The 15,666-nt window shown below is 60.9% G+C and carries 13 protein-coding genes; 6 read left to right on the top strand and 7 right to left on the bottom strand.

Annotation, left to right across the window (positions count from 1 at the left end):
• The first annotated feature begins 72 nt into the window (after positions 1-72).
• Entirely contained in the window at positions 73-378 is a 306-nt protein-coding gene (locus EWM57_RS05485) for a DUF1493 family protein (protein ID WP_129920137.1), read from the top strand.
• 96 nt (positions 379-474) lie between these two features.
• Here EWM57_RS05485 and EWM57_RS05490 read toward each other — a convergent pair whose 3' ends face one another.
• Both EWM57_RS05490 and EWM57_RS05495 read right to left on the bottom strand, forming a co-directional pair.
• Positions 475-1,338: a hypothetical protein gene (locus EWM57_RS05490; RefSeq protein WP_129920138.1), complete on the bottom strand. Its 864-nt coding sequence runs from the start codon at positions 1,336-1,338 to the stop codon at positions 475-477.
• Between the two features lie 1,694 nt (positions 1,339-3,032).
• Complete coding sequence (locus tag EWM57_RS05495) at positions 3,033-4,262, bottom strand: site-specific integrase (protein ID WP_129920139.1); 1,230 nt, start codon at positions 4,260-4,262, stop codon at positions 3,033-3,035.
• A gap of 433 nt (positions 4,263-4,695) precedes the next feature.
• On the opposite strand from EWM57_RS05495, the gene EWM57_RS05500 reads away from it, so the two are divergent.
• The gene (locus tag EWM57_RS05500) at positions 4,696-5,115 is read left to right on the top strand and encodes a hypothetical protein (protein ID WP_129920140.1); all 420 of its coding nucleotides are present in this window, start codon (positions 4,696-4,698) and stop codon (positions 5,113-5,115) included.
• 20 nt (positions 5,116-5,135) lie between these two features.
• Here EWM57_RS05500 and EWM57_RS05505 read toward each other — a convergent pair whose 3' ends face one another.
• The 3 genes from EWM57_RS05505 to EWM57_RS05515 all read right to left on the bottom strand — a co-directional run bounded on the left by EWM57_RS05505 (position 5,136) and on the right by EWM57_RS05515 (position 9,684).
• Positions 5,136-5,750 carry a trimeric intracellular cation channel family protein gene (locus EWM57_RS05505; protein WP_129920141.1) on the bottom strand — a complete coding sequence of 205 codons (615 nt, stop codon included), beginning with the start codon at positions 5,748-5,750 and terminating at the stop codon, positions 5,136-5,138.
• A gap of 127 nt (positions 5,751-5,877) precedes the next feature.
• Entirely contained in the window at positions 5,878-8,550 is a 2,673-nt protein-coding gene (locus EWM57_RS05510) for a cation-translocating P-type ATPase (protein ID WP_129920142.1), read from the bottom strand.
• Between the two features lie 111 nt (positions 8,551-8,661).
• The gene (locus tag EWM57_RS05515) at positions 8,662-9,684 is read right to left on the bottom strand and encodes an Atu2307/SP_0267 family LLM class monooxygenase (RefSeq protein ID WP_129920143.1); all 1,023 of its coding nucleotides are present in this window, start codon (positions 9,682-9,684) and stop codon (positions 8,662-8,664) included.
• Positions 9,685-10,158: 474 nt separating this feature from the next.
• On the opposite strand from EWM57_RS05515, the gene EWM57_RS05520 reads away from it, so the two are divergent.
• The 4 genes from EWM57_RS05520 (at position 10,159) to EWM57_RS05535 (ending at position 13,863) form a co-directional block, all read left to right on the top strand.
• The gene (locus EWM57_RS05520) at positions 10,159-10,563 is read left to right on the top strand and encodes an OsmC family protein (protein WP_129920144.1); all 405 of its coding nucleotides are present in this window, start codon (positions 10,159-10,161) and stop codon (positions 10,561-10,563) included.
• A gap of 79 nt (positions 10,564-10,642) precedes the next feature.
• A complete protein-coding gene (locus EWM57_RS05525; RefSeq protein ID WP_129920145.1) occupies positions 10,643-10,885 on the top strand; it encodes a hypothetical protein in 243 nt (80 codons plus the stop codon).
• A complete protein-coding gene (locus tag EWM57_RS05530; RefSeq protein ID WP_129920146.1) occupies positions 10,882-11,553 on the top strand; it encodes an MCP four helix bundle domain-containing protein in 672 nt (223 codons plus the stop codon). Before EWM57_RS05525 ends, EWM57_RS05530 begins: the two co-directional genes overlap by 4 nt.
• Positions 11,554-11,814: 261 nt before the next feature.
• Positions 11,815-13,863, top strand: a complete 2,049-nt coding sequence (locus EWM57_RS05535) for a HelD family protein (RefSeq protein ID WP_129920147.1) — start codon at positions 11,815-11,817, stop codon at positions 13,861-13,863.
• A gap of 51 nt (positions 13,864-13,914) precedes the next feature.
• Here the strand turns inward: EWM57_RS05535 and EWM57_RS05540 are convergent, their stop codons facing one another.
• Both EWM57_RS05540 and EWM57_RS05545 read right to left on the bottom strand, forming a co-directional pair.
• Positions 13,915-14,550 (bottom strand): hypothetical protein, encoded by a 636-nt coding sequence (locus EWM57_RS05540; RefSeq protein WP_129920148.1) that lies wholly within the window; start codon positions 14,548-14,550, stop codon positions 13,915-13,917.
• A gap of 148 nt (positions 14,551-14,698) precedes the next feature.
• Positions 14,699-15,484, bottom strand: a complete 786-nt coding sequence (locus EWM57_RS05545; protein WP_129920149.1) for a hypothetical protein — start codon at positions 15,482-15,484, stop codon at positions 14,699-14,701.
• Positions 15,485-15,666: the final 182 nt, after the last annotated feature.

Genomic DNA, 15,666 nt, shown 5'->3' on the forward strand with positions numbered 1-15,666 from the left:
GAGCTACATGATTTGGCAGCGTAAGGCCGCCTCGTAGCCTTATTAACCAAGGTACAATCACCTTTTTTGAGAATGGAAGCAGCGCAAGCAATAATGACGTTTATCCAAGACGTCACCAGTACTCAGGATTTGGTCATCACCCCGGCCACTCGCATTGAGGAAGACCTTGGGGTTACAGGGCAAGATGCTGTTGACTTATTGCTCGCTATTGCTGCGCGCTACCACGTCGACTTGCGCCACCTGCGCTGGGATAAATATTTTTATTCAGAGCCCCACTTGGGCAACTTTTTGATGGGGTATCGCCCGAGGGAGCTCTTTACCGTCGGCGACATCCTACAGGCGGTGGAACGAGGCTGTTTTGGTCCGGAGTATTCCTAGGGACTTGCTGACGAATAATGAATAATGTATTACTAAAGCAGTGCCTCTAAGTTCACGAAAAGGGTAGGGAAAGCGAAAGCGAAAGGAGGATCTGTATTAACCTTGTTCTGTTTTCAGAATTTGCTGCCAATGTTCCTGGATGAACCGAAGGGCATTTTTCGTTCGGGGCACACTATCTCGGCTTACATATTCCTGTAGCACCTCATCCATTTCTTCCACTGCAATGGGAGCATGCAGGTGTGGGAGATGTTCGCGCAGCCAGAGTGAGGTATTTTGTGTTTCGCTCGTGGTGCTGCAATTCACCAAAGCATCTAACGCAATTAAACTTAAGGGGCGCCCAGCTTGCAGCCACCTATCGATGCGCTCCCAGGTGATGCCCAGAGCGGCAGCGGCCACGCCATAGTTTCCTACGACATGGGTAATTGAAGAACAGTGAGTCTCAAGCCAGTCTAACGGCGTGGCGCCCTCTAAATAACACAAGCACGTTACGTATTCTGCAAGGGTCTTTTCACTAAGTGTATTGAGCGCTGACAGGATGTAGGCATTCGCCTCAGCGGCAGGAAAGCAGCGAGATAAGGCGTAAGCAAAAGCCAACACTTGTTCTGGCTCCTCAGCTAAATCCAGCTGATATTTCACCCAGGCATAGGCTTGGTCCCCCAATGATTCTGCGGCAATTTCTACGCACTTCGGGAGTAAATACGGATTCAGAGCTAGCTTCTCGTCTAAAACATGTAGCACTTGGCTGGGAGCAAAAGCCACTAGGTAAGCTGTCACTGCAGGCGGGTACCACCATTTGACTAAGGCATAATCAATCAAGCCATCCACCTGGCTACTTAAACTAACCAGGGTAGGGAAAGCGAATAACTCTTCATGTTGGACTACCTCCTCAGCCGCGCAGGCAATCCCATCGTCGTCATAGAAGTCATCGTGTAGATCGTACTCGTGTCCATGGCGAGCCACTAGGTGGAAGTATTCCAGTGGCCGCAAGGACCGCTGCTGCAGCCGGTGATAGCAGGCCTGGCATAGACAGTAGGGAAGTACCGACTCGTTGAGCCGTTCTCGTATCACAACGGGCCGCAGACGGCAGGCTTCGCAGGGGGAGGGCATAGTGACGTAATACTACATAAACGGCTAAGCCTCGAAACTACCGCTTTTCACAAAGGCCGCGTCTGTAACGCTATATTAGGTACAGAATAACGGTCGCAAGCGCTCAACTACCGCCGAAAAGGGTAGCCGGCGTGGTATCCGGCATAGCTTTCCCGCGCCGGCTGGAGCCGGTGTGTCGCTGACCTCATCGAAATTGACTTATGCTACGATTCGGTGCGGGCAAAACTGGGCCGAAAGGCCCATCGTTTGACGCGGTTTTCCCGTACTGGTAGATAGGGCTTCTACACCAGCCTTTAGGCGGATGTTTTGACACCCGTTTGTAGCGGTATCTGGCCCCGAACGGAGCGCGGCGGATCGGATGCCCTGGTAACGCCATTTGCTGAGTGCGGGAACCGGTCTTCTACCCCGGAAAAGGTGTGAGCCGATGAGCGGAGAAAAAGGGCTCCTGCGCGGAATCCGCTGAACAGGTTGGCAATTTCCAGGGGGCTGCATTGGTCTGGCATATCGTGCCCGTATGCGGGGTCGTTACACCCCACGAAAAGCCTTACAATACGGTGCTGCTGCCACGTGTATCGGCGGGAGGAAAGCCCCTGTTTTTTGCGTCAGCCAAAGAGCCGCATTGGTACGGCCTAGCACTGGGGATTTATCGATCCAAAAAGGGGGCGTAGAATCCCTCCACAGCAGGGTGCCGTTTCCTGGTACTATTCTCAGCAACGGGCGAGCGTTTGCCAGGCCTAGCAAGTTGTTTTGACCCCGCCAGGCACCCCTGCGCCAGCTGGTCGGCTAGGAAGTGCGCAGCTCCCCAGCCATTTCAACCTCTGGAAAGTGCTTCCGAGCGTTTTAAACGCTCGGAAGCACTTTTAAACGCTCGGAAGCACTTGCGAGCGTTTCCGTGGTCGTAGTAGGCGGTTGCCCGTCCCAGACCGGGGCCTGGGACCCATCAGCCGGCCCGCTTTGGTAAGCCAAGGCGGTCTGGCGCTGTTCTTTTTTGCTTCGATAATAACGTATCCCAGAGGGGGATACCTGGTGTTATCTCTGCCACCCATAGAAGTCGACGCGCTCGCGCATCCGGTCGGCACTGCCCCAACGCACCGCGTTGCCTTGGCGCAGCCCCGGCAGGGTGCTCTTTTCACGGTTTCCCACCCCCGGTGCAAAACACTTCTGACCGTTTCAAAAACGTTTATGCCCGTTTCTGAACGCTTGTGACCGTTTGGACTGGCCCTCCAGTTTGGGATGGAGCACTCACTACGGCTGCTTGGTGGCCGCGGAGGCAGGACCCAGCGCCGCGCGGATCAAAGGGTTTCTGTGGGGGGCGTGGGCTTGTGTGGGTTTACTTGGGTTTGTGTGGGTTTGCGACGAGCCCTGGGGATGGAGCCGCGCGTTCACACCACCACGCATACCCTACGCGTTGGAGCGCCTCAAAAAGGCGGGCGTCGGGCCGTACCCCACGCGCCGCTAGCCATCGAAAGTGGCTGAGAGGGCTGGTTCGGGCACCTAAAGTAACTAAGCCACCCCCCGGTGATGCCTACAGGTCGGTGGGCGGAGCGCTAGCCCCAGGCTTTTTCCATCTGGGCCCGCTTCTCCGTATCGGCTACCTTGACATAGCGCATCAGGGTTTTAATGTCTTTGTGCCCGGTAAACTTCATGATGATGGCCGGGGCCATGCCGCGCTCCAGGCTTTGCGTCACAAAGGTGCGCCGTCCCGTGTGGGAGGAGAGCAGCTCGTATTTAGGCTGCCAGTGCTCGATGCGCTGACTGCCTTGATAGTGAACCACCTGCACCGGCGCGTCCAGCCCACAGTACTGTCCGAGCTCCTTCACATAGGTGTTGAACTTTTGCTGGGAGAGTAGGGGCAGACCCTGCGGATAGCGTTCCAGGACAGCCCGCGAATACGGGTTCAGGTCTAGGTACAGCCAGTCCCGGGTTTTAATAGTGCGCACTACTACTTGGTTGCCTTTGATCTGGTCAGGGCGCACGGTACTGAAGTCCGAGTGGCGTAGTCCCGTGCTACAGGCAAATACGAACAGGTCGCGCACGCGGGCCAGCCGCGGCTCGGCTAGCAGATCGAAGTGTACCAGGCGGTCGAGTTCCTCGCGGGTGAGATAAACCACGTCGGTTTCGGTATGGCGCAGGGCCTTAAACTGGCGAAAGGAGGTGTTCTGCGTCAAGCCCTGTTCACTAGCGTAGCCCATGACGACCTTGACCCGCTTGAGTTGGTTGTTGGCCGTGCCATTGGTCATGCGCAACTCCTTGGTCAGAAAGGTGACAAAGGCATGGTAAAAGGGCGTGTCGATGGCGTCCAGCGTTAGTGGACGCCGTTTCTGGGCGGCAAAGGCGGTGAGATGGTTCAGCGTAGTGCGGTAATGCTTGATGGTGCCGTGCGCTTTGGTAGCCTGGGTCGCCGTAATGTAGGCGTCGAACAAGGCCAAGAAGTTCGGCGTCGCGGTTGGCGTCCCTTCTGCCAAGGTAGCCGCGGAGCCGGTCGGGGAGGACAGCTGCTCGCGGAGGTAGGCGGGTGTAGGCTCGAGCTTCTGGTGGATGGCTCCCGCAACAAGCTGGTTTATATCGGCCAGATACGCCTGTAACCGACTATTGAGGGCTTTAATTTCCTCCGCATTACCGGACACCTTTTCCAGCCGAGCATGCCAGTGGGCCGGATCTATTTTCTCTTTGGTAGAAAAGTAATAGTTGCGGCTCTTAAACGTGTATTGGACGTACACGGTCGTCTTGCCGAAAGACGTGCGGTCATTGCGCAGACGCAATTTGGTGGTGGCCATGCAGGGGTAGGGGAGGAGTTGCCCAAAAGTAGCACAAGTAAAAGTGGGTATGCAAGTGGGTATGTAAATTTCGCCTACTGGATAGTAATCTCGATAAGCCTATTGACTAACAATAGGCCTTAGAGCGCCTGTAGAAGCTGTTTTTATAAAATAGTGTAAGTTATAGCGTGATTCCAGCGGGATCACCAAAACCCTCCTTGCGTCATGCAGGGAGGGTTTTTTATTTAGCTCCGGCGCGCAGTGTCGAGCAGAGAAGGGTTGCGCACCGGTGGCGTAGCAGGGACACTATAATCTCGCTGCTGGTCCACTGCCAGTGAAGCGGCAATGAATGCGGCTCAGTGAGGATGGTGAATAGGTAGGTGGCTTGGTTCAGCCGGCATTGAAATTTCGGTTGCGGAGTCGTTGCAAGCCGCCGACCTGCTACCTTTATTTGATGATGGCCTGGCCTCTGGAAAACAGCAGTCTAACTCTATTAGGCGACACCACGTCGGTGCAGATCTGGTACGATGCCGGGGCCCGGTGGCTGTACGTGCGGTGGCGCGGCAACTACCGGGAGCAGGACGCGGGCGCCGGCTGGGTCCTGCTGCTGCGGTGCCTGCGGCTGCAGCCCTGCACCAAGCTGCTCAACGATGCCCGCGACGCGGTGGAAGGCTGGGCCGGCCGGGAGCAGTGGGCGGGGGAGGCCCTGTTTCCCCAACTGGCCGAGCGTGGCGTGCGCAGCGTGGCGTGCGTGTACCTGGAAGCCCTGGCCGCCCGCTTTTCGCTGGATACAACCTTAGGAAGCACCCCCAAACCATTCGTGGCCGCTTTTGATGATTTAGCCACGGCCTGTGCCTGGCTGCAGCAGCGCTAGGTGCCGCCGGTTGTGGCGCGTTAGCTTCGAATTGCCGGCAACGTCCAGCCTTTTCGCACGGCCAGCAGCCGAAAGCCGGTAATCAGCCCCACGGCTCCCAGAAAGTGCACCGCTGCCGGGATGGGAAGGGGCCGGGTGAGAACGTACACAATGGCCCCAATCAGGCAGGGAGTGGCGTAGAGCTGCCGCTCAAATACCAGGGGTACCTCGTTGGCAAGCGTATCGCGGATGACGCCCCCAAACAGTGCCGACACAATGCCCAGCAGCACGGCTGCCCACGCATTCACGCCCGCGTGCAGGGCTTTTTCCAGGCCCATAATGGTGAAAATGCCGGTACCCAGGGTATCGAAAACCAGCAGGGGGCGCCGCAGAATGCCCAGCCACCAGCGGCGGCAGGCTACGGCCAGCACGACGCCAGCCGTAATGACAACCAGGTAATTAGCATCACTAATCCAGACCACCGGGTAGGCCTGAATAATAACGTCGCGCAGCGTGCCGCCCCCAACGGCGGTGACAAACGCGAAGATGAACAGCGTGAGTAAGTCGTGGTCCTTCTTTTTGTGCAGCGCCGCCAGCGTGCCCGATACGGCAAATACGCCGGTGCCGAGTAGGTCGGTCAGGTAGATGATGTTCATAGCGTAGCAGGGCAGGGGGAGCAGCTGGGCAGGGCTTTCCCGGGTGCCGCAAGGTAGGGCATTGATGCGGTAGCCGTTCGGCCCGCGGCTACTTGCCTGGGCCAGAAGTCGCCGGGCCGGGTCAAGTTCAGGCGGTGCCGGCCGGCGGACCGGCGGACCGGCAGCGCTTGATGGCCTTGGCAACTTCGGTGGCCAGCAAGGGCACCAAGCCCAGGCCGATGGCCACCAGCCAGCCCCGCGCGTCCAGCGGCCGAAGCTTGAAGGCATATTGGAGCGCCGGGACGGTGAGGGCCAATAGCTGCAGACCTATGCCCAGCACCACGGCTCCGGTCAGGTAGGGATTGGCGAAAAGTCCCGCCTGAAAAATAGATTTGGTGTCGCTGCGGAAGCTGAGCGCATACAATAGCTGGCTGCAGATGATGGTCATGAAGGCCATGGTGTGCGCGTATTCGAGCACGGGCTCCGGCAGGGAGCGGGCAAAGGGCTGGTAGCCGTGCTCGTAGAAGCCGAACCAGAATGCCGCCATCGTAAGCAAGCCGATGAGTACCCCGCCCAGCCCGACCCGCCAGCCCGCACCCCCCGCAAAAAAGCTCTCGTTCGGCCGGCGCGGCGGCCGGCGCATCACGTCCGGGTCGCCGGGGTCCATGCCCAGGGCAATGGCCGGCAGCGAGTCCGTGAGCAGGTTGATCCACAGCAGCTGGGTGGCCACGAGTGGGGCCGGCCAGCCAATGAGGATGCTGACAACCATGGCCACGACCTCACCCGTATTGCTGGCCAGGAGAAAAATAACGGCCTTCTTGATGTTGTTGTAAATGTTGCGGCCCTGCTCGATGGCGGCAATGATGGTGGCAAAGTTGTCGTCGGTCAGAATCATGGCCGCGGCGTTTTTAGCCACGTCGGTGCCGGTGATGCCCATGGCTACCCCGATGTCGGCCGCGCTGAGTGAAGGCGCGTCGTTGACCCCGTCTCCCGTCATCGACACGATGTGGCCCCGGGCCTTGAAGGCGCGCACAATCTTGACCTTGTGCTCCGGCGAGACGCGGGCAAACACCCGGAACTGCGCCACCCGGGTGGCAAACTCCTCGTCCGAATACTGGTTCAGCTCATCCCCGGTCACGGCCTGACTCGGCGCGTCGGCCAGGCCCAGCGCTTTGGCAATGGCGAAGGCCGTGCTTTTGTGGTCGCCGGTAATCATGACGGTGGTGATGCCGGCCCGCGCGGCCTGTCGAATGGCCTGCCGGGCTTCTTCCCGCGGCGGGTCCAGCATGCCCACGAGGCCCAGCAGAATCAGCTCCTGCTCCATTGCTTCCGGCGCCACCAGCTGGTCGACCGGCTTGTAGGCCGCCGCCAATAGGCGCAGCGCCTGCCCCGACAGGGCATCGGTGGCCTGGGCCACCCGGGCGCGGTGGGCGTCGGTGAGGGGTACAACCTGGCCCTGGGCGCGCACGTGGGTGCAGCGGGGCAGGAGGCAGTCGATGGCGCCCTTCGTGTACACGCGCAGCTGGCCGTGGTCGTCGGTGAGGGTTGACATCAGCTTGCGGGTGGAGTCAAAGGCCAACTCGCCGACCCGCGTAGTGGCAGCGGTCAGGGCCTTGCGGTCCAGGCCCAGCTGGTCGCCGAACACAAGCAGGGCAATTTCGGTGGGGTCGCCGGTGCCGGTGCCGTTTTCATAGGTTGCATCCGAGCACAGAATCAGGGCCTGGGCCAGCAACAAAGCTTCGGCCGAAGGCGCGGCCTCGTTGTCCAGCGCCACGTCGCCCTCGCCCGGCAGGAAGTAGCGGGTCACGGTCATTTTATTCTGGGTCAAGGTGCCGGTTTTGTCGGAGCACACAATGTCAACTGAACCCAGGGTTTCGACGGCGGGTAGCTTTTTGATAATGGCGTGGCGGCGGGCCATGGCCGTGACGCCGATGGACAGCACCACGGCCACGATGGCCGTCAAGCCCTCGGGAATGGACGCTACGGCCAACGACACGGCCAACAGAAACGTGTGGGCCAAGTCCCGGCCCTGCCAGTAAGCCAGCCCGAACAAGGCCGCGCAGATGCCGATGGCCACCTTGCCCAGGGTTTTGCCCAGCCCATCGAGCTTTTTCTGCAGGGGCGTCTGGCCTTCTTCCTCTTCGTCGATAAGGATAGCAATTTTGCCAACCTCCGTGTTCATCCCCGTCCCGACCACCACGCCCACCCCCCGGCCGTAGGTTACCAGCGTCGACATAAAGGCGGCGTTGGCCTGGTCGCCGAGCGGGGTTTGCGGATCGGCGAAAGTGGCCTGCGCATTCTTGTTCGTCGGCACCGATTCGCCCGTCAGTGCCGACTCCTCGATTTGCAGGTTGGCCGATTCGAGCAGGCGCAGGTCGGCCGCCACAACCCGGCCCGCGTCGAGAATGACGATGTCGCCGGGCACCAGCTCGGCCGAGCCGAGTTCCTGCACCTGCCCGCCGTTGCGGCGCACCAGCGCCCGGGGCGTCGCGAGCTTTTTCAGGGCCTCAATGGCATTGCCGGCCTTCACTTCCTGGGCCACTCCCAGCGCCGCGTTGATCAGAACGACGACCACAATAATAACGGCGTCCACGTATTCGCCCAACGCTACCGTGATGGCCACGGCCGCCAGCAGCACATAAATCAGCGCGTCGTTGAGCTGGGAAAGCACCAGTCGCAGAATGGATTTTTTCGCCTGGGCCCGCAGGCGGTTGGAGCCCACCTGCGCCCGCCGGGCGGCCACTTCCTGGTCGGAAAGCCCGGTGTCGGGGTCTACGCCCAGCTCGTGCAGCACATTTTCTACGGGCGTCGAAATTTGCATACGGCGGGAAGCTTAAACCAGAAGACGAAGGCGCGGCGGGAGCATCCGGCAGCGTTTTCCGAACGGGCCGCCTGCCAGACTAGAGCCAGCAGGCAGGCCGCCGGCCAATGGCTAGCCGCGCAGGAGCGGGGCCACCCGGGTGCCCAGCAGCTCGGTGGCCCGCAGAATCTTCTCGTGGGGCAGCACGGCCACGTCCATCTGAAACGTTACCCGCGAAATGCCGCCCAGGGCCTCGGCGTGCCGCAGAATCTTGGCCGCTACTTCTTCCGGGTTGCCAACCAGCAGCGCCCCCTGCGGCCCGGACTGGGCGTCGAAGTGGTAGCGGGTGAGCGGACTGCCGCCACGTTCCCGGGCGCGCTTGCTGAAGGTATCGAGGTAGCCGGGTACAAAATCGGCCACGGCTTCTTCCGCCGTGGGCGCCACGTAGCCCAAGGAGTGCAGGCCCACTTTCAGCTGCTCGGGCGCGTGTCCGGCCCGGCGGCCCGCCTCGCGGTACAAGTCAACCAACGGGCGGAAGCGGTGCGTGTCGCCGCCGATAATGGCGACCATCAGCGGCAGGCCCAGCGTGCCGGCCCGCACAAACGACTCGGGCGTGCCGCCCACGCCGAGCCAGATGGGCAGCCGGGCCTGCGCCGGCCGCGGGTACACGCCCTGGCCCGTAAGGGCGGGCCGGTACTGGCCCTGCCAGCGGATTTTCTCGGTGTCGCGAATGGCCAGCAGCAGGTCCAGCTTTTCGGCGAAGAGCTCGTCGTAGTCGTCGAGGCTGAAGCCGAACAGCGGGAAGGCCTCGGTGGAAGAACCCCGGCCGACTACCATCTCGGCGCGGCCCTGCGAAATAAGGTCCAGCGTGGCGTACTCCTGAAAAACGCGCACCGGGTCGGCGGCCGAGAGCACCGTGACGGCACTGGTAAGGCGAATGTGGCGGGTGCGGGCCGCGGCGGCGGCCAGAATCACGGCCGGGGCCGAGTCGAGGTATTCGCGGCGGTGGTGTTCCCCGATACCAAATACGTCGAGGCCGACCTGGTCGGCGCGCTCAATGCGCTCCAGCAGCAGGCGCATTGCCTCCTGCCCGCTCAGGGGCAGGCCGCCGTTTTGGAGCAGGTGCGAGGCGAAACTATCAATGCCAACTTCCATAAGTCTAAAGCTAAAAGTGAGCAGCTCGGGCGGCGGGCGGCGGCGGCGCCGGACCCACCGGAGCCGGCAGATTACTACGGCCTGAGGGGAGTTCGGTTCAGGCCCGGCCTCGGTGCGCACCCCCTTCCGGGTGGAGCCCAGGCCGCCGGGTTTTCGCAGGGTTATCGGCTGGCCCGCTGCGTAAGGTAAAGGAATTTGCACTGCTCCGGCAACGCCCCGCCGAAGCCGTTGCGGCCAGCCCCGAATGCCTGCAGGGCAGGGAAAGCGCCAGTGCCTGAGTCCGCCGCTTATCCCGTCTTTACTGCCCACTTCGACGGCTGGGGTACCTGAATAAATGCTGCGGGAAGCTGCGGGCCAGGCTTTTCGTGAACCGGCGGTTGCGCGTCTTATTTCACCGCAGTGAAGCCCCGGCCGTAAAGCTCGCCGCGGCCTCGCCGAAGCGCGTATCTTGCCAACCCCAACCATCCGCCGCCCATGCCCACGCTCACCGCCCACACCGACCTTACGGGGCCCGCCTATCTAACTCACCTGCGCACGGCCGCCGGACACGCGCTGCTGGCCGATGAGCCCGTGGAAGCCGGCGGGCAGGACCAGGCGCCTTCGCCGGGTGAGCTGCTGGCCGCGGCCCTGAGCGCCTGCACCTGCATTACGGTGCGCCTGTACGCCGCGCGCAAGGCTTGGCCGCTGGAAAGCATTGAAGCTGAGGTTCAGTTTGAAAATGCCGCCGACCACGTGGTGCGCAGTCTGCAGCGCACGCTGACGCTAGGCGGGGCTTTATCCGAAGAGCAGCGGCAGCGCCTGTTGGCCATTGCCGAGCGGTGTCCCATTCACAAGTCCCTGGAAGGCAGCATTGCCATTACCACCACGCTGAGCGTGTAGCCCCGTATTGGCGCCGTATGGTGCTCCGCCCGCTATGAAAGCTTCTTTCCAGCGTTATGTTCCGCGTACCCGCCGGGCTATGCGCAGCTTGATTCAACTGCACGATGCCCCCTGGCGCTGGCAGGTCGGGCTCGAATCCGCAGTGGCAATGGGGCTGCCGCTGGGATTGTTTACCCTGGCCGGGCAGCAACCTCTGGGCCTGCAGGCGGCGCTGGGCAGCTTCACGGCCCTGTACGGGGCCAGCCTGGGGCGCTCCGACCGGGCCCGTTGTTGGGGGGCGGGCTGGTTCCGGCTTTTAATCACACTTACGCTACTGCAATGAGCTTTTTGTCGCGCATTCACCGCAAGGCCCGGCCAGTACTGTTGTTTCTGGTCGTTATGCTGGGCATTGTGGGCAGCATTCTGGTAGAAAAGCGCCTGATCCGCCAGTTCAGCACCTCCGTGTCCTCGCTTTACCAGGACCGGCTGCTGCCGGCCACGGGGCTGTTTCAGCTCAACGACCTGATGCACGAAAAGCGGCAGCTGCTGGCCGGTTTCCTGGCGGCGCCCACCCCGGCCGGCCGGCGGGAAACCTACACCCAGCTGGCGGGCCGAAACGTGCAGATTGACTCCATCCTGGAGCGGCACCAGGCAACCTACCTGGTGGCCGACGAAAACCAGCAGTTGCGCGCGTTTCAGGCCCACCTGCGCCACTACAACGCCCTCGAAAAAGAGTTGCTCACCGCGCCGGTTCCGGCCAGCCGGGCGCAGGCCGCGGCGGCGCAGCAGTTTGCCCGTATTCACGCCGACCTACGCCACCTCAATGCCATTCAGCAACGGGTGGGGGAGGAACTCTCGCACAACTCCCGGGTTACGGAAGGCCAGGCCACCCTGCTTAGCAACCTTACCATTGCCCTGCTGCTGGCCTTCACCTTTGCCATTCAGTACGCCCTGCTGTCGGACCGGCATCCGCTGGTGCCGAGGGTGATGCAGAAATTTCGGTTGAACTAACGCGGCGCACCTGACCATTAAGCGGGGCGTAAGCCATTGGGCCCTGACTGCTGCACTTCAACCCCATACGCCTTGCGGGGTGGGTGAGCAGAGATGAAGGCGGCAGTTGTTTTTTTAGCCGGTGCTGCGGGAAAATTATTGGTGCTTGCACGGGGAGGAGCGGGAAAAATGAGCTCAGGGTAGTGCCCTGGACCGTTGGGTGGGCTCCCACGGCCCGGAATATAGTGCGACCTTTGCCCTCCATTTGCCAAGCCGCCCGCCATGATGAACGTTACCGAACAGGAAGAAAAAGAGTATCTGGAGGAAATCAAGGAGCAGCTCACGCTGGCCATCCGGCGGGTCGACGACGCCGTGCGGCAGTTTTCCGACGAGCTGCGGCAGAAAAAGCAGTACATCCACGAGCACCAGTCGGGCATGGACGAAGCCGACATGGTGGCCGCCGGGCAGTCTATCAACCGCATGGCTTTCACGGGGGAGGGCGCCGTGGCCCGCAAGCGCAAGCTGCTCAAGCTGGGCCAGTCCCCGTACTTCGGCCGCATCGATTTTGCCGCCCGGGGCCAAGCCGCCGCGCCGGTTTACATCGGTGTGCACTCCTTTTTCGACGAGCAGCAGCGCCTGAACCGGATCTACGACTGGCGGGCGCCGATTTCGTCGATGTTCTACGACTTCGAACTCGGCGACGCCTTTTACGCCACGCCTTCGGGCCGGATTCAGGGACAGATTGAGCGTAAGCGCCAGTACAAAATCCGCGACGGGCGCATGGAGTTTATGCTCGAAAACGACGTTAACATCCACGATGACGTGTTGCAGCGTGAGCTGGCCAAATCTTCCGACGACAAAATGCGGAACATCGTGGCCACCATTCAGCGCGACCAAAATGCGGTGATTCGCAACGAGGACGCCTCGGTGATGGTGATTCAGGGCGTGGCGGGCTCGGGTAAAACTTCCATTGCCCTGCACCGGATTGCGTTTTTGCTGTACCGCTACCGCGAAACCATTGCGGCCAAGGACGTGCTCATCATTTCGCCCAACAAGGTCTTTGCCGACTACATCTCCAACGTGCTGCCCGAGCTGGGCGAGGAGCACATTCCCGAGCTGGGCATGGACGAGCTGGCCGCCGACCTGCTCGACCCCCGGTTCCGGTTTCAGACGTTCTTTGAGCAGGTCACGGCTCTGCTCGAGCACCACGATGCGGCCTTCATCGAGCGAATCCGGTTTAAGTCGTCGTTTGAGTTTCTGAGTCAGCTCAATCAGTACCTTATTTACGTCGAAAACACTTATTTCACCGTCAAAGAGCTGCGGGTGGGCAGCACGGTGGTGCCTGCGCCGTTTCTGCTGGCCCGGTTCAAGGCCTACCACCGGGTGCCGTTGCTGAAGCGCTTTCCGCTGGTAGCCAACGACGTGCGCGACTTTGTCCGCGATGCCACCCGCCGCAAGCTCACCGGGCAGGAAAAGTCCAGTATCGGGGAAGCCATTCCGCGCATGTTCCGCTTTCAGCAGGTGCCGGAGCTGTACCGGGATTTTTACCGCTGGCTCGGCAAGCCCGAACTGCTCAAGCTCGACCAGCGCCAGTACCTCGAATACGCCGACGTCTTCGCCCTGATTTACCTGCGCCTGCGTCTGGAGGGCATCACAGCCTACGAGCACGTCAAGCACCTGCTCGTGGATGAGATGCAGGACTACACGCCCGTGCAATACGCCGTGCTCTCGCGCCTGTTCACGTGTCGCAAGACCATTCTCGGCGACGTGAGCCAGATGGTGAACCCTTATAGCTCGTCTTCGGCCGAAACCATTGAGCGGGTGTTTCCCCAGGCCGACGTGGTCAAGCTCTTTCGCAGCTACCGTTCCACGGTCGAAATCACGGCCTTCGCCCAGCGCATCACCCCCAACCCCAACATTCTGCCCCTCGACCGGCACGGGCGGGAGCCGGTGGTGGCGCGCTACGCCGGCCCGGCCGAAGAACTAGCGGCCATCCGGGGCATGATTGCCGAGTTTCAGCGCTCCGCGAGTCATTCGCTGGGCATTATCTGCAAGACGCTCCGCCAGGCAGAGCAGGCCTATCAGGCCCTGCAGGCGCCCGGCGTGCACCTGCTCACGGCCGAGTCGACCACGTTCAAGGAAGGCGTCATCATCACCTCGGCCCACTTGGCCAAAGGGCTGGAATTCGACGAGGTTATCGTGCCCTTCGCCTCGGCCCGAACCTACAAAACCGACGTCGACCGGAGCATGCTCTACGTGGCCTGTACCCGGGCCATGCACCAGCTCACGCTCACCTATTCGGGCGAGCTGACCAGCTTTCTGACGGCTTGATAACAAGCCGGGCCCCGAAGCCGACCAGGAGCGCGGGCTATCCGCCGCGGCCTAGCTGGGCAGTGCCCGCCGTTCGCGCCGGTGCAGCACCGCAGCAATGACCAAGCCCAGCAGCCCCACCAGCCCGCAGATGGCAAACCACTGGAGCGCGTTGTACTGGTCGACGAGGGCGCGGTAAATGGCCGTGTAAAGAAACAGCACGCCGCCCACCGCTTCCCAGAGCCGGCGCTCATACAGCGCCGACGTGGGCGCCGGCAGCACCGGCTGGTGCACCAGGGCGCGCAAGATGTTCCAGTCCCAGGCCAGCAGCCCCACGGTAGCCAGCAGCATGAGCCCGGTGGTCCAGGTGGTGGCGCCGAAGTCGTAGGAATACGTGATGACGTACACGTTGGCAATGATGGGCAGAAACAGCAGAGCCCCGACCAAAGCGTAGCGCTGGGTCATGAGTAGCAGGCCGGCCACCAACTGCCCCAGACCGATAAATTTCCAGTAGGGGCCGGCCTGATAAAGCGTTTCGAAGAAGTGCGCAGCCGAATGAATCGGGGCCGATTCGCCGCTGAGCGTGGTAAAGCGCCGGCCTTTGAGCTTGATGAGGCTGGCGAAAACGAAAGCGCCGCCAATCAGGTAGCGGGTGTAAATGACGGCCAGCTGCAGCCATACTTTTTGCTTCCAGGCGAGCAAGGACATAGGAAAATCTTTCTAGCTAAGGGTAATAATAAGGGCGCCTGAAAGTAGCAGAAAAAATGCGGCCGGACCGCGTTGCCTCTTGTCCTTACGGCCTGCTGGCCCCGACTTGCGGCAGCTACCCCGGGCGGGGCCCAGCAGGCCGCGGGGCTTATTCCATCTTGACCGGGAAGCCGCCTACAAAGCTGATGGAAGTGATAAACTGGGCGCCCGATAAGCCCGGGACTGTATTGCTGGACCCGGCAAATAAATACGGCACGGAAGCTTCGGCCTGAATATTTTTCAGCCGGAAAGTTAGCACCGGCTCAAAGCCCACGTGAATGGTATTCGAGGTGAGCAAAAAGTCGCGGCGCAGGCTGCGCACGGCATCGGTGTGCCGCCCAATATCTCCCTGGATGCTGCGGAAAATAACGTTGAGCCCGAGCCGCACAGAATTACCGTTCAGCCGCCGCTGGTCCTCGTCCACAAACTCGTAAAAGGCCCCGAACCGCCCACCCAGATTCGATACGTCGATAAACGTATTGCGCCGGACGGTGGAGGTGTCCTTGGCAGTGATAATCTGCTGATTTTCAAAATAGCCCCACACATTATTGGAAGCGGCCACCCGGAATTCAAAGCCACTGATAAAACCGTATAAAGGTTTGGCGGCTTTGGTGCGGTACCATAAGGCGTGCACTACGGTCGACTGTCTGGAAAAGCCGGGCACCAGCACGCTGCGGCCATAGACCCGGTTGTTCTGAACCAGCCCGTTGACGCGCTCATTAGTGAGCGTGTCGACCGTGGAGGCCACGTTTACTTTCGCGTCGAGCTGCAACTCCCAGTTGGGCCAGATGCGCCAGAACAGAATGCCCAAGCCGGTATTGGCGGCAATTTCCTTTTTCGCGTTTGTAAAGCCCGTCTGAATATCCCCGTTGCCCACAAAATAAAGTTCGGACAAGTCTTTATTGTCACTTTCCTTCAACTTCTGCTGCGTGCTTGGGGTAAGCGAAAACTGCGCTTTGGCCGGAGCTGCCAGCCCCAAAGCGGCCAGTAAACAAATAGAAAGTTTTTTCATGGGAGTACCAGTGAAGAAAATGGATAATACAGGACGCACGTAACCAGCCCGAACCCACCGATGAG

Origin of the sequence: Hymenobacter persicinus (genome assembly GCF_004167665.1) — a bacterium.
In the GTDB taxonomy this organism is placed as follows: Bacteria; Bacteroidota; Bacteroidia; order Cytophagales; family Hymenobacteraceae; genus Hymenobacter; species Hymenobacter persicinus.

Excerpts from the sequence above, each read along its gene's own strand:
- EWM57_RS05485 (WP_129920137.1), top strand. The coding sequence starts at position 73 with ATGGAAGCAGCGCAAGCAATAATGACGTTTATCCAAGACGTCACCAGT.
- EWM57_RS05495 (WP_129920139.1), bottom strand. The coding sequence starts at position 4,262 with ATGGCCACCACCAAATTGCGTCTGCGCAATGACCGCACGTCTTTCGGC.
- EWM57_RS05500 (WP_129920140.1), top strand. The coding sequence starts at position 4,696 with ATGATGGCCTGGCCTCTGGAAAACAGCAGTCTAACTCTATTAGGCGAC.
- EWM57_RS05505 (WP_129920141.1), bottom strand. The coding sequence starts at position 5,750 with ATGAACATCATCTACCTGACCGACCTACTCGGCACCGGCGTATTTGCC.
- EWM57_RS05510 (WP_129920142.1), bottom strand. The coding sequence starts at position 8,550 with ATGCAAATTTCGACGCCCGTAGAAAATGTGCTGCACGAGCTGGGCGTA.
- EWM57_RS05515 (WP_129920143.1), bottom strand. The coding sequence starts at position 9,684 with ATGGAAGTTGGCATTGATAGTTTCGCCTCGCACCTGCTCCAAAACGGC.
- EWM57_RS05520 (WP_129920144.1), top strand. The coding sequence starts at position 10,159 with ATGCCCACGCTCACCGCCCACACCGACCTTACGGGGCCCGCCTATCTA.
- EWM57_RS05525 (WP_129920145.1), top strand. The coding sequence starts at position 10,643 with ATGCGCAGCTTGATTCAACTGCACGATGCCCCCTGGCGCTGGCAGGTC.
- EWM57_RS05530 (WP_129920146.1), top strand. The coding sequence starts at position 10,882 with ATGAGCTTTTTGTCGCGCATTCACCGCAAGGCCCGGCCAGTACTGTTG.
- EWM57_RS05535 (WP_129920147.1), top strand. The coding sequence starts at position 11,815 with ATGATGAACGTTACCGAACAGGAAGAAAAAGAGTATCTGGAGGAAATC.
- EWM57_RS05540 (WP_129920148.1), bottom strand. The coding sequence starts at position 14,550 with ATGTCCTTGCTCGCCTGGAAGCAAAAAGTATGGCTGCAGCTGGCCGTC.